We start from the raw sequence: 17,601 nt of genomic DNA, 5'->3' as shown, positions 1-17,601 counted from the left end.
GAAGGAGAGGCGAATGCCACACCAACAAACTGGCATCGACAAAGCTCAAATTTTGACAGAAGCTTTGCCATACATCCAAAGATTTACAGGTAAAACACTTGTAGTGAAATATGGCGGCAATGCAATGACTGATCCTGCATTAGAAAGTTCGTTTGCCCGTGATATCGTGCTATTGAAAACAGTTGGTCTTAATCCGATTGTGGTTCATGGTGGTGGTCCTCAAGTCGATTCGTTTTTGAAACAACTTGGGCGTGAATCAGACCGTATTGATGGAATGCGTGTAACTGATCCTGCAACTATGGAAGTTGTAGAAATGGTGTTGGGCGGAAGTGTAAATAAGTCTATTGTGAATTTGATCAATCAACATGGTGGTCGTGCAATTGGATTAACGGGTAAAGACGGTAACTTAATTCGTGCTCAAAAGTTGTTGATGGAAAAAACCCAAGAGGATGGATCTGTTCAACAAATTGATCTTGGGTTAGTGGGTGAAGTGGTCGGTGTAAAAACTGACGTTCTGGAAATGTTCACTCAAAGTGATTTTATTCCAGTGATTGCTCCACTTGGTGTTGATGAGGAAGGTAATACTTACAATATCAATGCAGATTTAGTTGCTGGTAAAGTTGCTGAAGCTTTGGGTGCAGAAAAGTTAATTCTTCTTACGAATATCAGTGGTGTATTGGATGAGAATAAAAACCTACTCACTGGACTAACAACACAAGAAGTCGATCGCTTGATCGATACAGGTGTGATCTACGGCGGTATGATTCCGAAAGTGGGATGTGCGCTTGATGCGGTGAAAGGTGGTGTAGTGAGCGCGCATATTGTGGATGGTCGTGTTCCACATGCGACTTTGTTGGAAATTTTTACGGATCACGGTGTTGGAACATTGATTACCAATCGTTCTAAGTCGGCGCACTAATTCATAATCACATAATAAAAAGTCACTTCGGTGGCTTTTTTTGTTTGATAAGAATAATCGTTTTATGTCCCATATATCCAGCATAAAACATATTCAATTGCCATATTCATATTTGCAACATCTATAAGGCTGATGCACAATAAAACTGATAACTAAAGAAAAATGAAAGATTATGTGCCAACTACTTGGAATGAATTGTGCCACCCCTACGGATATTACGTTTTCTTTTCGTGGTTTTTCTCAGCGTGCTGGAATAACGTCAGATCACTCAGATGGTTTTGGCATCGCTTTCTTTGAGGATAAGGCATGTCGCTTATTTGTTGATAACCAATCTGCAGTCGAGTCTCCAATTGCAGAATTCGTTCGTAATTACCCGATTAAATCGCGTAATGTCATTGCCCATATTCGTAAAGCAACACAGGGAAAAATTACTTTAGAAAATTCTCATCCATTTATTCGTGAATTGTGGGGGAGACAATGGATTTTCGCGCATAATGGCGATCTGCATAATTTTCATCCAAGGTTGTCGGGACAGTTCACACCAGTAGGTAATACAGATAGTGAGCTTGCATTTTGCTATTTATTAGAACATCTCGTACAAAAGTTTGGTTATGTAGAGCCAAGTGTCCACGATGTATTTCATGCATTAGAAGAAATTTCACCAACAATAGCAGAGCATGGGACATTCAATTTTTGTTTATCAAATGGACAGGCTTTGTATAGTTATGCGACCACAAAATTACACTGGATTGTTCGCGAATATCCATTTCAACCTGCACGATTAATTGATATTGATGTTGAAGTCGATTTTAGTCAGGTCACGACACCTGAAGATCGTGTGGCTGTGATTACGACAGAACCATTAACAGATAATGAAGCTTGGTTTGCATATACGCCCGGCGAAATGATTTTATTTCAGGATGGTAAGCCAACATTACGTACCATAACTCACGTTGAGCGATTGGTCAGAGAAGCCCGTGACCCAAGCTTGAAGCGTGTTACTCGCGCGGATCAATATTAAAAATTTAATTTGAAGTGGCTAAGATCTACACTTACTTTTTTAACGCCAGACTTTGATTTTAATGATTGAGCTAGGCAAAATAGCGTAAAACTTTTTAATGGAATACCTCATGCAGGACACCGCTATGTCACGATGGTTATCGCCGCTGATGGCATTTTGTTTATCATTTATCATTATTGTGGGTCTGGCACCAAGCTTAGGCTTGCAAATTGATCGACAACTCGATTTTTGGTTACTTTGGTTTGCAACGATGTTGTTTTTAGCGTTGCCAATTATTTATTTAGAAATTGGATTGGCGAAACGAGCTCAAACTTCAGCGCTGAACGCATTATCAAAATTGACCCGTGAAGCCGATGCAAACCAACGTTGGAGAGTAGTGGGCTGGCTTGCTGTTATTTTTATTCCATTCTTAGCAGGCGGTATATTACTTAATACTTCTAATGCTGTAGCACAACAAAATGATTTTGGTATTGGTTCAAATATTTTGATGGGTATCGCAGCATTCATTGCATTTGGTTTATCATTTCTTCAACGTTCTGTATTGGTTGTACTTACTGCGATTGCAACGATTGCAAGTTTAATCGCGGCTCAGGTTTTTGGTGTCCAAGTCAATGATTGGCAGCTGACTCCTGTTGAGTTTAAAGAGTGGGGTAATGCAACTATTCTCGCTTTAGTAGCTTCAGGTCTCGGGCTTGGATTATATTGGCAGACAAATCTCAATCAAGAGAAACAAGATGCTGCAACGCCAAAAACTTTACCGATTTGGCTAGCGCAACTGGTGGCTGTGGCTGGATTTGGATATTTTGCAATTAGTGCTGCAATTCCAGCATATATCGTTTTAATCGCGACAATATTTGCAGTAGCTTTACTCCTGCAACTTGGGAAGGAACAACTCGCACATCGTGGATTAGCACAAGCGGTGCAATATTTTTTATTGCTTGCACCACTTTTAATTTGGGTATTCCCTGCAGCCGATCTATTTTTAACTCCGATTTTAATGCTTTGGGGATTAAGCATTTGTTTAATCTATGCAATTTTCGTGGGTTGGATCATGAAAATTAGTCATTTACGTAAAGCGCTGAATTTTAGTAATGAAGCTTTTTATAATATCTGGCGTGTGGCTGTACGTATTGTGACACCTTTAGCAATTGTGGCTGCAATGATTTCTTACTTAGGTCAATTGTTACCATGATCCAAAATGCAAAAGTTTGGGTTGCTTATGCTGCTGTAGACCAGCAGTTTCACATTGAACTTGAATTTGTGGAAGGCATGTCTGTTGCGGATGCTATTACACAAAGTGGTATCGCGTTGTGTACGCAGTTGCCAGACGAGTATGCTGTTGGAATTTTTGGGACGAAAGTACAAGATCAATCGCATGTTTTGCAAGCAGGTGATCGGGTGGAAATCTATCGGGCATTAACGATTAATCCAAAAGATATACGCCGTAAGCGAGCGGCAGCGAATCCAGTTGGGCGCTATTGTCGTGGCAATCGCTTTAAACAATTGAAATGATATGAAAAACCCCTCTTTGAGGGGTTTTCTTTTATGTCTAATTCTTTATAGTGGTGGCGCGTTCAAAATCGCATCTTTCGAACCTGGTAAACCAGGTTGAGTTTCTGGGATAGTTTCTAAACCTTCGATTTTATTCACGACGCCAGAACCATCGAAATATACTTTTAGATGCTGACCTTGAGTTGCAGGAATATTTGCTTTTTTAGCATATGTACCTGGGGTATAATTGTAGATGTAATCCCAACGTAAAGGATTCAAAGGATCTGAAATGGTTGGGCTACCAAGTAAAAAACGAACTTGTTGGTAAGTCATCCCGACTTGAATTTTTGAAGCTTGCGCTTGGGTTAATGGTGTTCCTTGAGGAATATCAACTTTGTATACACCAAAGACAGAACAACCACCCAGTAAAGAAGCGACGAATAACGTCAGCATGATTTTTTGCATTTTGCTACACTATCCCAAATTAATTATGATGCAATTGATCCAAGGATAGATCATACTGCATCTCAACTCTGTTGCATATTCCAACTTAAAATTTGTTGAGAGACCTTTTTATATGCCTATTTCAAATCAAGATTTACGCAAAGCTGGACTTAAAGTTACCCTTCCACGAATCAAGATTTTGGAATTATTAGAAAATTCAAGACAGCATCATTTGAGCGCGGAAGATATCTATAAGACCTTACTTGAGCAGGGCGAAGATGTCGGTCTAGCAACTGTATATCGTGTGTTAACTCAGTTTGAAGCTGCTGGTATTATCCAACGTCATCATTTCGAGAATAATCACTCTGTATTCGAAATCATGCAAGATGATCACCACGATCATATGGTCTGCCAGAACTGCAACAAAGTTGTTGAATTCCACAATGATTTGATTGAACAAGAACAACATAATGTTGCTGAACAACTTGGTTTTGTTTTAACAGGTCACTCTTTGAATTTATATGGTTATTGCGATGCGCCTGAATGCCAAGAAGCATACCGTAAAAAATAAATCTTGATTGCATTAAAAAAGGAGCAATGATTGCTCCTTTTTTATTCACTGTTGATTAATCATCTTGACCATCAAAAGTGAGGCGGGGGCCAGAATTCAACAGATAGTTTGGATCTTCTTCAGAGAGTTTGATTTGTAAGCGTAAATCGTTGGCAGAGTCAGCATGACGTAATGCTTCGTCATAAGTGATTTTCTCAGCTTTATATAAGTCAAATAGCGCTTGATCAAACGTCTGCATTCCAATTTCACGGGAACGCTTCATGACTTCCTTAATTTCATGAACTTCGCCTTTACGCACTAAGTCTGAAATCAGTGGAGAATTGATTAAGATTTCAATTGCAGGATGACGTGATTTTTTATCAGGAGTCGCAATTAACTGTTGTGCAATGATCGCCTTCAAGTTCAGTGAGAGGTCCATAAACAGTTGGCTGTGACGATCTGTCTCAAAGAAATGAATAATACGATCTAAGGCTTGGTTGGCATTATTGGCATGTAAGGTCGCAAATACTAAATGTCCTGTTTCAGCAAAACTAATCGCATAGTTCATGGTTTCACGTGAGCGAATTTCACCAATAAGAATGACATCAGGTGCTTGGCGGAGTGTGTTTTTCAGTGCAATTTCAAAGGAGTCTGTATCAATGCCAACTTCACGTTGAGTAATGATACAGCCTTGATGTTGATGAATAAATTCGATTGGGTCTTCAATGGTAATGATATGACCTTTAGAATTTTGATTACGATGACCGATCATTGCTGCAAGCGAAGTCGATTTACCTGTACCAGTAGCACCTACAAATAAGATGATCCCGCGCTTAGTCATTGCTAAATCTTTAAGTACGGGTGGTAGTTTCAGCTCATCAATACTTGGAATGACAGTTTCAATCCGACGTAAGACCATGCCAGGTTGATCACGTTGCTGAAAAGCACTGACACGAAAACGTGCAGTTTTATCACGATTGGCAATAGCAAAATTACATTCGTGTGTTGCAGCAAATTCAATTCGTTGTCTTTCACTCATAATCGAGTGAATCAATTGACCTATGATTTCACCAGTGAGTTTTGTTTTAACTACAGGCACAATTTCACCATTAATTTTCATTGATGGTTCAATATCTGCACTGATAAATAAATCTGAAGCCTTGCGCGCAATCATCATGTCGAGCAGGTCATTAAAATCCATTTTGATTCCCCTAAATCAAATGACGTTCACTTTTTTATAAAAATGATTCTGGTTGTTTAGCCGCAGTACGTGCAACTTGCGGGGTAATAATGCCTTTCGCGACAAGATTTTTGAGACTTTGATCGAGAGTGGTCATGCCATAATTTGCACCGGTTTGTATTGCAGAATACATTTGTGCAACTTTGTTCTCACGGATGAGATTTCGAATCGCTGGAATTCCAATCATAATTTCGTGAGCAGCTACCCGACCGCCACCTGTTTTCTTCAAAAGTGTTTGAGAGATGACGGCTTGAAGCGATTCAGAAAGCATGGCACGAACCATGTCTTTCTCATCGGCAGGAAACACGTCGATAATACGGTCAATTGTTTTTGCGGCAGATGTGGTATGCAGTGTTCCAAACACCAAGTGACCAGTTTCCGCAGCAGTGAGTGCAAGTCGAATGGTTTCGAGGTCACGCATTTCACCGACGAGAATAATATCTGGATCTTCACGCAGTGCAGAGCGTAGCGCCTCATTAAAACCGTGTGTGTCACGATGCACTTCACGCTGGTTAATCAAACACTTTTTGGATTGGTGCACGAATTCAATTGGATCTTCGACGGTTAAAATATGGTCGTAACGGTTGTCGTTAATGTAATCCATCATCGCCGCAAGCGTAGTCGATTTACCTGAACCCGTTGGTCCTGTGACTAAAACAATTCCTCGTGGATAGGCGCAAATGTCTTTGAAAATTTGCCCCATGCCCAAGTCTTCCATAGAAATCACTTGAGAAGGAATGGTACGGAATACCGCGCCAGCGCCACGATTTTGGTTGAATGCGTTGACACGGAAGCGTGCTACACCGGGTACTTCAAATGAGAAATCGGTTTCTAATTTTTCTTCATAATCGCGACGTTGTTTATCATTCATGATGTCGTAGATTAAGCGGTGTACTTCTTTGTGTTCTAAGGCTGGTAAGTTAATACGACGAACTTCACCATCAACACGAATCATCGGTGGCATTCCTGCAGAAAGGTGCAAGTCAGACGCCCCGTTTTTCACTGAAAATGCCAGTAATTCTGTAATATCCATAAATTCCCCGAACGCATTAAAATCGTAATTATTTTGATAGAATAATAAGGCTTTCCTACAGCTTAACCAACAGTTAGCGTGCAAGAAAGTAAAAAAAGATAAATTAACTGAGATAGCTATACATGATGAGTCTAGAGCAAGCGAGAAATAGTGTTATTCGACAAATTGAACAAGCCTGTGAAGTTGCTCAACGACAATCTAACGAGGTTAAACTCCTTGCTGTTTCCAAAACGCATCCAGCAGATATTTTGAGAGAAATGTATCAGACTGGTCAACGAGCATTTGGTGAGAATTACCTGCAAGAAGCATTAGATAAAATCAAAGCGCTGAATGATTTAGACATCGAATGGCATTTTATTGGTCATGTACAACGCAATAAAACCAAACAGTTGGCTGAACAATTTGCATGGGTGCATGGGGTTGATCGCTTTATTATCGCAGAGCGACTCTCTAATCAACGCACAATCGAACAGGAGCCTATCAATATTTGTCTTCAAGTGAATATTGATGCTCAAGAAAGCAAAGATGGTTGTGCAGTTTCAGAGGTCGAAGATCTGGTTGCTCAAATGAGCATATTACCTCGACTTCGATTACGAGGATTAATGGTCATTCCAGCGCCTGGCAATGTAGATGCACTCTATGATGCCAAGACACTTTTTGATCAGATGAAAGAGCATCATGCACATCCTTCTGATTGGGATACCTTGAGTATGGGAATGTCGGGTGATTTACAAGATGCGATTAGCGCTGGATCGACTATGGTTCGCATAGGGACGGCCTTATTTGGGGCGCGAGATTACTCAAAATGATTGGATTCAGTCTGCACTGAACTTTCGGGTTCAGTCACTGTTATTGTAAATACAACTTTTTATGTATAAAAATAAACCAATATATTTCACATAATCATAAAACAGGGAAGAATTGGATGAGTTCGTATTATCAGCTTTTAGAACGAAAAGTGTGTGATGATGGATCAGTACTGGCTAAGTATAAGTCGACTATACATGCTCAAGGCGCATGGAATGCGCACGAACAGCATATGGCGCCCGCAACAGGGATTATTTGTGCAGAGTTGGATCACTTTTCTGCTCGGTCTGACCTACGGATTGGACGTATAAGTTTAGATATTTTGGGCCTGATACCCGCTGGGGAGTTTCAAATTGAAACTCGAATTATTCGACCTGGAAAAACCATTGAATTGATCGAGTCGACCATGTCTGCACATGGTAAAAGCTGCATTCAGGCACGTACTTGGCGAATGATGATGAGTGATACTCAGGCAGTCGCAGGATTAGAAGATCAAAAAGTTGCTGATCCTGACGAGGGGATCTTATGGGAAGAAATTAGAAACTGGCCTGGAGGCTATATTCAATCACTTGAGGCACGTCGTTTAGATCGACGGGCAGGCAAGGGAATTGTATGGCTAACCAATCCTTATGACATGGTTGAAGGACAAATACATTCAGACTTTGTGAAGTTGATGGGAATGGTCGATACAGCGAATGGAATTGTCACACGACAAGGTTGGCCGTTTAACTATACTTTCCCGAATTTAGATTTACAGATACATCTCTATCGTATGCCAATAGGTAAGTGGCTAGGTCTGGAAACAGTGCAACAATATGGTGATGACGGTATCGGGTTAACTTCATCTATTCTTCATGATCTGAACGGACCTTTTGGACGAGCTGAGCAAATTTTAACTTTAAGAAAACTGGCTTAGATTAAAGCCATCATTTGACGGCTTCAACTTATTATCATTAACCATTAACCGACAATATTAATGGTACTCGCACCTGCACCTACAGGTTTGACTTGAATCTGTACAGGAATACGTTCATGCATTTCTTGTACATGAGAGATGAGCACGACCTTACGACCTTGGCTTTGTAAATGATCGAGGGCATTCATGACCATATGTAAGGATGCCGGGTCGAGCGTACCAAAGCCTTCATCAATAAACAGTGATTCAAGTTTCATTGAACCTGATGCCATGTTAGCAATCGCTAAAGCAAGGGCTAAAGACACTAAGAAAGTTTCACCACCTGATAACGACAACACAGGTCGAACTTCGCTGTTCATATCTAAGTCAATAATGGCCAAACTTAAACTGTCATGAATACGATGCAACTGATAACGTGGCGCAAGCGGCTGTAATTGCTGATTGGCATATTCCACCAAAATATCTAAATGATGCTCTTGAGCAATCTTTTTAAACTTGGTGCCTTCCTTATGCCCAATCAAATCGTAGATACGTCCCCAACGATATTCTTCTGCTTTAATTTGCTCAATTTGGCTTTGATACTTAGCATAGTTGGTTTGATTAGCAGCATTCATGCGTAACTGAGTTTCTGTATCGGTGAGCGCTTCTTGTTGAGCGAGCTTTTCCGTTTGCAAGTTCTCAAGTTGCTGCTCGAGCATGCTGAGATCATGTTCAGGCTGATGTTTTAAATGGGCTTGATAACGTTCTTCTAAAACTTGCCAAGCGGTTTTGGCATTCTCTAAAAGTTGTCGCTGCGTATTTAACTCATGGCGTATTTGTTGATGTTGGGCTAAATCAATGCTTAACCATGTTGTGATTTGATCTGTGGTCACGGTCGGATGGCTCAGTTGCCATTGCTGAATAGCCTGTTGTACTTGCTGTAATGCCTGTTCAATATGATGTAAATCACTGAGCAACTGCTGCTGTTGTAAATTGGCTGCATTCAGCTGTTGTTCAGCATGTGCAGTTTTACTGCGTTGTGCATGAACCTCATTGGCATGGGCGACAGCAGTTTCCTCTAAATGTTTTTGCCAATCCGCAGCATAACGGTAGCTTTGACCGGCATAGTCTTGGGTCAGTTCCGCAAGTTTCGAGCGTAACATTTTGCCTTGCTCAATCAGTTGTTCAATCTGGTGAGTCAGGTGTTGTTCGTGCTTTTGCGCTGCTTCAAAGCGCAGCGTCATTTTTTCAAGTTCCTGCTGTGCTTGCAGCAGTGATGTCTCTACCTGTTTTTGCATGGTGAGCAATGCAACACGTTGCTGTAGCTGCTGTTGTAATTCAGCCACCCAATGTATTGGCATGTCTTGCTGATAGCGAGCAGGCAGTAACTGCACAATGGGTTGAATACCTTGATCAAGTTGCACACGACGTTGAATATTCAATTGTAATTGCTGTTGTTGCTGTTGCTCCTTACGCCATTGCTCAAGCAATTGACTAAGTTCTTGTTCTTGCACCTGTTGTTGTTCAATGTGCGATTGCAGTGTTTCGATCTGCTGCATTATGCGCTGCTGCAACTGAATCGGGTCTGCCGTGTCGAGATTTGAACCCAGTTGTTGTAATGCTGCTTGAATGTGCTCGAGCTGTTGCTGAGTGAATTGCGTGAGCTGTTCCATACGCTGTTGTTGCTGTTCAAGTAAGGTCTGTACTTTGGATTGCTCAATCTGTGCTTGCTGTACCTCATGATTGACCTGTTCCAATTGTTGACGAGCCTCTTGCAATTGGTGCTCGTGTAGTTGCAATAAACCTTGTTCTAAGCGTTGATGATGGTCTAAAAACGGATGTTCATGGCTACCACAGACCATACACGGTTGATTGGCTTTGAGCTGTTCACGTAAATGCTGCACGTTTTCGCTATGTAATAGACGCTGTGCCTCCAAGATGCGTTGTAGTTGAGTATAAGCAGCTTCTTGTGTGGCTTTTTCGCTCAGGCGTTTTTCAAGGGTCTGTTGAATAATCTGCAGTTGCTTTTGTTGTTCAGCGATTGAGCCTGTCAGGTCGTGTGTTTCGCTGATATGGGTAATGACTTGATCAAGCTGCTGCTGTTGATGTTGCAGTCGTAATACCGTACTTTGCTGATGTTCACGCTGTTGTTGGATGTTTTTTAGCGATTGTGTCAAAGCGTCAAGACTTTCATGTTGAGCCACATAGCTTTGCAGACGTTGTACAATGGTTTGCTGTTGCTGTTCTAAAGTTGCAAAGGATTGTTGTAATAGTTCTGGCTCTTGTTGATGAAGCAACTGATATTGCTCGACATAATGTTGTAGCGCCTGCAAAGTACTTTGTGGTTCTTGGTCAAAGCATTGTAAAAATTGGCTTTGGGTTAACTCAAAGTTGATTTGTTGCTGTTTGTTTTGCCAAGCCAATACGCTGGTCTGTTGTTGTTCAACAGCATGTTTTGACGGTTCTAATTCATTGAGAACAAGCTGATCTTTATCTGCACTGAGTTTTTTATACTGTTCAGAAATACTGTGAATGTCATGATCCAAATTTAAGCCTTGTTCAAGATGAGGCTTAATATCCAAACGTTGCTGCTCAAATTGCGCTTGGGCATGTTCATAGGCTTTTAAGCGCTGTTGTTCAGTAGTAGCTTGTTGTTGTAAAGAGACAAACTCAGCTTGAAAGGCCAGTTGTTTTTGTTGCACCTCAAGTTTTTGTGGTTCTAAACGTGCACGCTGTACATATTGTTCACGAATGGCTTGAAATGCATCAAGCTGTTGTAGCAATTGTTGTTGTGCTGCGGATTTATTTACGGCATCAAGCTGAACTTCATAAATCTCTTTTTTGCCATGGACTTCAGCATACAATTGATCACGCTCAAGATACCATTTACGTTCATTTTCAAGCAGCTTTTCTGATTGTGCCAAATGTACGAGTTGTTGTTTTAACTGCTGATGTTGTTGATTTAAGGCTGCAAGTTGTTCTTCACTCAGAATATCAATATGACCGAGTTGCTTTTCTAAATCAGTACGTTGCTGTTTAATTTCACTAAATTTATCAGCGGCTTTTTTACTGACTTCACTAAAAATTTGCGAATTGGTTAAATATTCGAGTAAGTCTGCACGTTCATGGTCTTTGGCTTTTAAAAATGCACCGACTTCAGACTGTGCTAACAGGACTGCACGGGTAAATTGCTCAAAACTGAGACCAATCAGCTTTTCAATCAGTGGCGTCACTTCCGAGATTTTTTGCGTTAAGGTCGCGCCATCATCTAAACATTGAACAAAGCGCTCGACTTTTAAATTGCCATCAACTTTTTTACGCGCACGGCTAATGTCCCACCGCGCCAAATAGCGTTTACCATCAAGGGCAAGAAATTCAAGTTCAGCAAAACCAGCGGTGGTACCACGACGCAGAATATTCTTCGAATCTTTAATTGAAATGTCTTTACCGCCTACATCTTTCATGCTGCCAGCTGCGCCACGTAAACGTGGGATTTCATCGTACAAAGCTAAACACATGGCATCGAGCAGCGTCGATTTTCCTGCACCTGTTTTACCAGTAATGGCAATCAGACCTGCCTGAGCCAATGGCGCTTGTTCAAAATGGATATGTTGTTCACCGGCTAAAGAGGCCAAGTTGTTTAAACTGAGTCGAATAATTTTCATGACCTGTCCTTAGTGCGCTTTTTGATCCAAATCGTGTTGTGCCGCTTCAAGCAAAGTTAAGAAATCACGCTTCACCGATTCATCCTGCTCATAGCCCATTTTTTCCCACAAGCTTAAAAATAATTTTTCAGGGGTGGGGGGCGCTAAATCGACTTTGTGACTTTCATCGTTTTGCTCCGTTGCTTTTTGATAAATTCGAGCTATACGCAGTAAACGATAACGATTTGGTGGCAGTGCCAGTTCAATCTGCTGACGTAAGTCTACAGGCGGTGGGGCATCTGTCGTATATTCAATCTCTAGAAAATGTCGTGCATTGAGATTGTCAATTTCGCCTTTTGACAGGGCATGTACCGTAGTGATTAATTCAGACAAGGGTTCACGAATTCGAATCAAATCCACGGTACGTGGAATAATGTGCGCTTGATATTGAAAATGATTTTGTTCATCAGCTTCGGGGTCAATGGTGACTTCAACCACTTGATGTTTATAGTTGCGTTCACTAAAAGACAGTGGAATAGGTGAGCCACTGTAGCGAATATGTTCCTGTCCAACTTTTTGCGGTTTATGCAAATGACCGAGTGCCACATAATCAATCACATCATCAAATAATGCAGTGGATAAAGCCTCTTCGTTACCAATCACAATTGGACGTTCGGAATCTGAGGTTTCACCGCCTTGCATATGGGCATGTGACATCAAAATTAAGGCTTGATTGGGTTGTTTACGCGCTTTAGCTTCCGCAATAAGTTGTTGGTGTAAATAGGCAATCGCATTTTGGCTGTTGGTGGTATTTTCATTTAAGCCTGTAATTTCGGCACTGCGTAAATAAGGCAGGGTTAAGCACCAAGCAACGATATTTTTATCAGCATCATAAATAGGTACCAACAAACGATCGAGATCAAATTCACCATCCTGTTTGCCAATAATACCGACCGCTTTGGCATTGAATTTCGCTAGAAAAGGTTCAACCTGTTCAATGCGGTAACCGGAATCATGATTACCTGCGATCATTAAGGTTTGCATATGCGGGGCAATGGCATGGGCATCGGTGAGAAACTGGTATAACTGTTTTTGAGCAGATGATGCAGGATTGACCACATCAAAAATATCACCGGCAATCAGCAGGGCATTCGGTTGTTTTTGTTGAATTTGCGCAAGTAGCCAGTTTAAAAATTGTGTGTGTTCATAGTCACGATCATGATTGTGAAAAAATTGCCCCAAATGCCAATCTGAAGTATGAAAAAAACGCACTGCCATTACCGAACCCCAAAACATCTCAATTGTCATCTTATCCAATATCGGACTTTAAAACATCGAAATTTTTAACATCTCTATAAGACAGCTTTTAATCGCTATTTTTTATTCGATTTACTCTTTTTTCGTCTTTTTCTCTTTTTTCTATTTTTGATTCTCGAGTTGATCGAGATTTGCTTATGAGAAGAGGATGCATGCAGTTTAGCTGCTGTTAACGATTGATCTATTTTATGATGAAAAAAAAGATTGGATGACTAAGGGTACCAATAGAATGCTTAGCCAAATACTCATATTGATGGGAATTATTTGATAGATATAATTTAAAGAATAGACTGAAACCGTAAAAATGAGTGCAAACCAAGCTTCTGTTTTAGAAATTTGATCTTCTGCAAAACGTTTGATATGGATCAGCGTATTTTGTTTGACATCTGAAAAATAAGAACGCGTGTATTTATTGGGAAAATAGCTGAGAAGCAGCATTAAGTTTTGAAAAAGATATAAAGACGATATACCGAGTAAAAAATATCGAAATAATAAAATTAAACGCTCAACCCAACGATGCTCAGATGTAATATCGCCCTGTGAATAAAGTTCTATAATTTGATCAATAGACAAAATTAAAATTGAACAACAAGTAAAGAAACTCAGTAGAAAACGGCTTAAATGATGATGCTTAATTTCAAAAAAGGCATGTACAATCGAATAAAGTAAAAATATTAACAAGATTATTGTGATAAATGTCGATAATACTGTATCAACACCAAGCATCTGTTTTTCGAAAAACCAATAGCAAATTCCAAGTGCGAATAAAAAACTAAGACCTTCACCAAAAGGTGTGGTTAAACTCTGATGATGCTCTACAGAAAAAACTATTAAGTAAGCACCAAGATAGAAATAGACCCAAATTATTAATGGATTCGAGCTATTACTCTGTATAGAAATAAATGAAAGTGCACTCAAAAATAGGCTTAAAATTGAATAAATTAAGATTTTTTCTTTGTTTCTAATGATTTGATAACTTTGATAAAAAACACCACAGAGTAAACTGATGATTGTAAGCGGTATGTGAAATTGATGATTAATAAATGCTTTAATAAAAACAAAGCAATAGCAAACTAATACGATACTGATAAGAAAGCGATTGAATGGATAATTCAATACATCCCAAAAGTCTGATTTAAAATTTAGACGTTTTTTTAGACTAATTTTATGTTTAATTTTTTCTTTATACATTGCGACTAGGATTTATTCTGATTGTTATCTCATCTTTATGGATAAAAGTATATTTAGAAAATTTATTAAGTTCAAAAATAAAGCCGACGATTCGAGTGATGTGAAATCGTCGGCCAAAATACTTCAGTCATTCAAATTTAGGCTGCTAAACTAAATTTTCTGCAAGAAGCATGATTTATAGGTCTCATTGGGGTATAAGGTCACCGTGTATCATTGCGGATGCCGGTGCAATGACTACGCGGTTGCTACTGACCTTGTACCTTATATAACGCATAAGGTTGTGATTCGGTTGACAAGAAAATTAAAAATATTTGATTTATTTTCGGTTATGCTTTGTGACAGGAATTTATTGCGTCTGAGAGTTATGGTTTCTTTAAGAAAATATTTTTTATGGTTCTTTTTACTTTGCTTAGGATTAACGCTGGTTGCAGGTATTTTGGCAGCGTTATTGCCTTCGGCAATTGCAGGAATAGTCACTGCACTTCCATATTTAATTGCGATGATTGTTGTTTTATATAAATTTATTGATCAACAACAACGTGCACCTTCGGATCAAGAACGTAAAAAATTCACATTAGGCTTTACATTGATTTTTTGGGGCTATAACTTTCTTGGTGTTTTTTTAAGTATTTTATTTTTCTCGAGAAAAGACCCTGAAATTTGGCAGAACTTTTTAATCTATGTCCAAAATTCCAGTTTCTTAAGTCTCAGTGCAATTATGATTTTGATGCTGGCGATCCCATTATATTTAATTACCTTTTGGTTTTATGGTCCACAAGCGAAGCGCATGGCGAATAAATTGGTGGTAAATAAGTAATCATGAATTGAGCTCAAAGGCATCTTTCACCATGATAGAGGGATCAGATCATAAGAGTATTTCCATGTATCATCCTTGCGTTTTAGTTACTGGTGCAACAGGTTTTATTGGATCTTATTTGGTTGCATATCTGCTAGATCAAGATTATCAGGTGATTGGTTTAAGCCGACAGTCCAATCCCAAAATGAAGCATCCACGTTTGACATGGGTTCAATCTTTCGATGATATTCAACACGCTCAAATTGATTATGTTATTAACTTAGCGGGTGAAAGTATTGGTGATGGTCGCTGGACACAAAGGCGAAAACAAAAACTCATCGACAGTCGGGTGAAGACGACCGATGCATTATTTCATTATCTGCTGACCCATCAGCAACATCCCAAGCGAATTATTTCTGGTTCTGCTGTGGGGTATTATGGTATTGATCCTGATCAAGAATGGTCAGAAAAAAACAATGAGCAGGGATCATCTCAACCGATCTTTATGTCCGAACTTTGCCAAGAGTGGGAGAGGTCGGCGCTCCAATACAAAAATCAGTTTGATATTAAGGTCATTCGTTTAGGCGTGGTGTTTGGGCATGGCGGAGGAATTTTACAACAATTACTCTTACCGATTCGATTTAATCTGTTAGGTAAAATTGGTTCAGGTCAGCAGCCCTTAGCATGGATTCATATTCAGGACGTGATTAAGGCGATTGAATTTCTGATGTTGAATGACACTCCAAACGAAGTTTTTAATTTCGTTGCTCCTGAACAAACGAATCAGGTGTATTTTGTTCGCACCGCAGCAAAAATTTTAAACAAGAAACCGCTTTTAAGTCTGCCTGATTCATTGTTTAAAATCATGTTAGGTGAGCAGTCTCAATTGATTTTAAATGGACAATACGTTATACCAGAAGCACTTATTCAAGCAGGTTATACATTTCAGTATCCAGAACTCAAAATGGCGTTGGAGCAACTACTTTCATCACATTAAACTTGAAACTTCAAAGATGGGTCATAGGGTCTAGGATCAACGAGGGTGGTCTGATTCAGCATGAGCTGTCGTAGTAACTGCGCTGCAGCTGGCCCCATGCATAAACCATTCCTAAAGTGACCAAAATTCGCCCATAAGTTTTTCATTTCAGGCATTAAACCGATATATGGAATTCCATCAGGTGAGCTAGGTCTCAAGCCTGCCCATTGTTGCACAATCGGGAAATTTTTAAGTTCAGGTATGAGTTGAATGCATGCTTGGTAAATGGATTGTTGTGTTTTCAAATTTGGGCGATGTTCAAAACCTAATTCCGCCATACTGGAACCACAGACGATATGGCCATCTCGACGTGGAATCATATACATGACCTTGTACATACACATCGTGGGTAGCCAGTTTTCAGGGGTTTTGAATAGGATCATCTGCCCCTGAACAGGTTGAACAGGGATATTGAAATCGAGTTGTGATGCCCAATGTGCCGACCAAGCTCCAGTAGCGATAACATACTGATCAGCTTTAATTTGATGTCGATCATGCAGAACAATGGATTGAACTTGCTGATTTTGAATCAGTAATTTTTCTACCCACTTATGCTCGATAATCTTTACTTTTGAATGTGATTTAAGATAAGTCAGAATAGACTTTAAAAGACGAGGATTACGAACATTAGACAATTGTGGAAAATGCAAAGCCTGCTTGAAAGTATTAGAAACTCGTGGATTCAGATTTCTTAATTGAGTCTCGTCGAGTAAATCGCAATGCTGCATCGGCTCGTTATATTGCGCCTTATAACTGAGTCCAATCTCAAAATCATCTTCATCAAAAATTAACATGCCTGAATCGTGAATTTCGAAATCAATGCCACTCAATGGTTGAATTTTTTGATTCCAAGATTGATATAACGATTTACCAAGTTGTGCCAATTGATTGACTGCTTTGGGATAACGCCAAGGATACATAGGTGACAAAATACCACCACCTGCCCAAGATGCAGCTTTAGCTGCTTGTTTTTGATCAATGAGGGTAATTTCACAACCTTGTTCGAGTAATTCAAGCGCTGTTAGTAAGCCGCTAATTCCACATCCAATGATGGCAACGTGCATTTTTATCCACCTTCAAAATGACGGGGTGTATTAGACCATATTCAAGCTCTAATCGTGCAAATAATCTCAATGATGAAAAGAGATCGATGAGATGTAAGATGTTAAATGAGTGAGTTAAAAGTTGGGTCTCGAATACAATGATGATGATTGTAG

The 17,601-nt window shown here is 39.8% G+C and carries 16 protein-coding genes; 9 read left to right on the top strand and 7 right to left on the bottom strand.

Annotation, left to right across the window (positions count from 1 at the left end; genetic code table 11):
* Window positions 1–13 precede the first annotated feature (13 nt).
* The 4 genes from argB to AC1M86_RS11535 all read left to right on the top strand — a co-directional run bounded on the left by argB (window position 14) and on the right by AC1M86_RS11535 (window position 3,452).
* Window positions 14–919: an acetylglutamate kinase gene (argB, locus tag AC1M86_RS11550; protein WP_035267425.1), complete on the top strand. Its 906-nt coding sequence runs from the start codon at window positions 14–16 to the stop codon at window positions 917–919.
* A gap of 172 nt (window positions 920–1,091) precedes the next feature.
* Window positions 1,092–1,940: a class II glutamine amidotransferase gene (locus tag AC1M86_RS11545; RefSeq protein ID WP_035267429.1), complete on the top strand. Its 849-nt coding sequence runs from the start codon at window positions 1,092–1,094 to the stop codon at window positions 1,938–1,940.
* Between the two features lie 109 nt (window positions 1,941–2,049).
* Window positions 2,050–3,132, top strand: a complete 1,083-nt coding sequence (locus AC1M86_RS11540) for a hypothetical protein (RefSeq protein ID WP_481596562.1) — start codon at window positions 2,050–2,052, stop codon at window positions 3,130–3,132.
* Window positions 3,129–3,452: an RnfH family protein gene (locus tag AC1M86_RS11535; protein ID WP_481608019.1), complete on the top strand. Its 324-nt coding sequence runs from the start codon at window positions 3,129–3,131 to the stop codon at window positions 3,450–3,452. Before AC1M86_RS11540 ends, AC1M86_RS11535 begins: the two co-directional genes overlap by 4 nt.
* Window positions 3,453–3,497: 45 nt before the next feature.
* Here AC1M86_RS11535 and AC1M86_RS11530 read toward each other — a convergent pair whose 3' ends face one another.
* Complete coding sequence (locus tag AC1M86_RS11530) at window positions 3,498–3,896, bottom strand: outer membrane protein assembly factor BamE (RefSeq protein WP_092768200.1); 399 nt, start codon at window positions 3,894–3,896, stop codon at window positions 3,498–3,500.
* 112 nt (window positions 3,897–4,008) lie between these two features.
* Here AC1M86_RS11530 and fur point away from each other — a divergent pair, with 112 nt between their 5' ends.
* Entirely contained in the window at window positions 4,009–4,446 is a 438-nt protein-coding gene (gene fur, locus AC1M86_RS11525) for a ferric iron uptake transcriptional regulator (RefSeq protein ID WP_035267453.1), read from the top strand.
* Between the two features lie 55 nt (window positions 4,447–4,501).
* On the opposite strand, the gene AC1M86_RS11520 is transcribed toward fur, so the two are convergent.
* Window positions 4,502–5,626 (bottom strand): PilT/PilU family type 4a pilus ATPase, encoded by a 1,125-nt coding sequence (locus AC1M86_RS11520; RefSeq protein ID WP_481587875.1) that lies wholly within the window; start codon window positions 5,624–5,626, stop codon window positions 4,502–4,504.
* Between the two features lie 34 nt (window positions 5,627–5,660).
* Window positions 5,661–6,698 (bottom strand): type IV pilus twitching motility protein PilT, encoded by a 1,038-nt coding sequence (locus AC1M86_RS11515; protein WP_092768204.1) that lies wholly within the window; start codon window positions 6,696–6,698, stop codon window positions 5,661–5,663.
* A 122-nt stretch (window positions 6,699–6,820) separates the two neighbouring features.
* Between AC1M86_RS11515 and AC1M86_RS11510 the strand changes: the two genes are divergently transcribed.
* Window positions 6,821–7,507, top strand: coding sequence for a YggS family pyridoxal phosphate-dependent enzyme (locus AC1M86_RS11510; RefSeq protein WP_180028751.1), 687 nt, complete (start codon window positions 6,821–6,823; stop codon window positions 7,505–7,507).
* A 116-nt stretch (window positions 7,508–7,623) separates the two neighbouring features.
* Entirely contained in the window at window positions 7,624–8,421 is a 798-nt protein-coding gene (locus AC1M86_RS11505) for a thioesterase family protein (RefSeq protein ID WP_180028750.1), read from the top strand.
* A 44-nt stretch (window positions 8,422–8,465) separates the two neighbouring features.
* On the opposite strand, the gene AC1M86_RS11500 is transcribed toward AC1M86_RS11505, so the two are convergent.
* The 3 genes from AC1M86_RS11500 to AC1M86_RS11490 form a co-directional block, all read right to left on the bottom strand.
* Complete coding sequence (locus AC1M86_RS11500) at window positions 8,466–12,065, bottom strand: AAA family ATPase (protein WP_481608018.1); 3,600 nt, start codon at window positions 12,063–12,065, stop codon at window positions 8,466–8,468.
* 9 nt (window positions 12,066–12,074) lie between these two features.
* Complete coding sequence (locus AC1M86_RS11495) at window positions 12,075–13,322, bottom strand: exonuclease SbcCD subunit D (RefSeq protein ID WP_481608017.1); 1,248 nt, start codon at window positions 13,320–13,322, stop codon at window positions 12,075–12,077.
* 225 nt (window positions 13,323–13,547) lie between these two features.
* Window positions 13,548–14,552, bottom strand: a complete 1,005-nt coding sequence (locus AC1M86_RS11490) for a hypothetical protein (protein WP_481608016.1) — start codon at window positions 14,550–14,552, stop codon at window positions 13,548–13,550.
* Window positions 14,553–14,916: 364 nt separating this feature from the next.
* Between AC1M86_RS11490 and AC1M86_RS11485 the strand changes: the two genes are divergently transcribed.
* Both AC1M86_RS11485 and AC1M86_RS11480 read left to right on the top strand, forming a co-directional pair.
* Window positions 14,917–15,369 carry an ABZJ_00895 family protein gene (locus AC1M86_RS11485; protein WP_481587870.1) on the top strand — a complete coding sequence of 151 codons (453 nt, stop codon included), beginning with the start codon at window positions 14,917–14,919 and terminating at the stop codon, window positions 15,367–15,369.
* A gap of 64 nt (window positions 15,370–15,433) precedes the next feature.
* Window positions 15,434–16,345, top strand: coding sequence for a TIGR01777 family oxidoreductase (locus AC1M86_RS11480; RefSeq protein ID WP_481608015.1), 912 nt, complete (start codon window positions 15,434–15,436; stop codon window positions 16,343–16,345).
* Here AC1M86_RS11480 and thiO read toward each other — a convergent pair.
* On the bottom strand, window positions 16,342–17,448 hold the full coding sequence (gene thiO / locus AC1M86_RS11475; RefSeq protein WP_481587868.1) for a glycine oxidase ThiO: 1,107 nt from the start codon (window positions 17,446–17,448) through the stop codon (window positions 16,342–16,344). The two genes, AC1M86_RS11480 and thiO, sit on opposite strands and share 4 nt — an antisense overlap.
* Window positions 17,449–17,601: the final 153 nt, after the last annotated feature.

The organism is Acinetobacter sp. ANC_7654 (assembly GCF_056779855.1).
The sequence above is the reverse complement of the archived record's forward strand: the minus strand, read 5'-3'. Positions and strand labels throughout refer to the sequence as shown.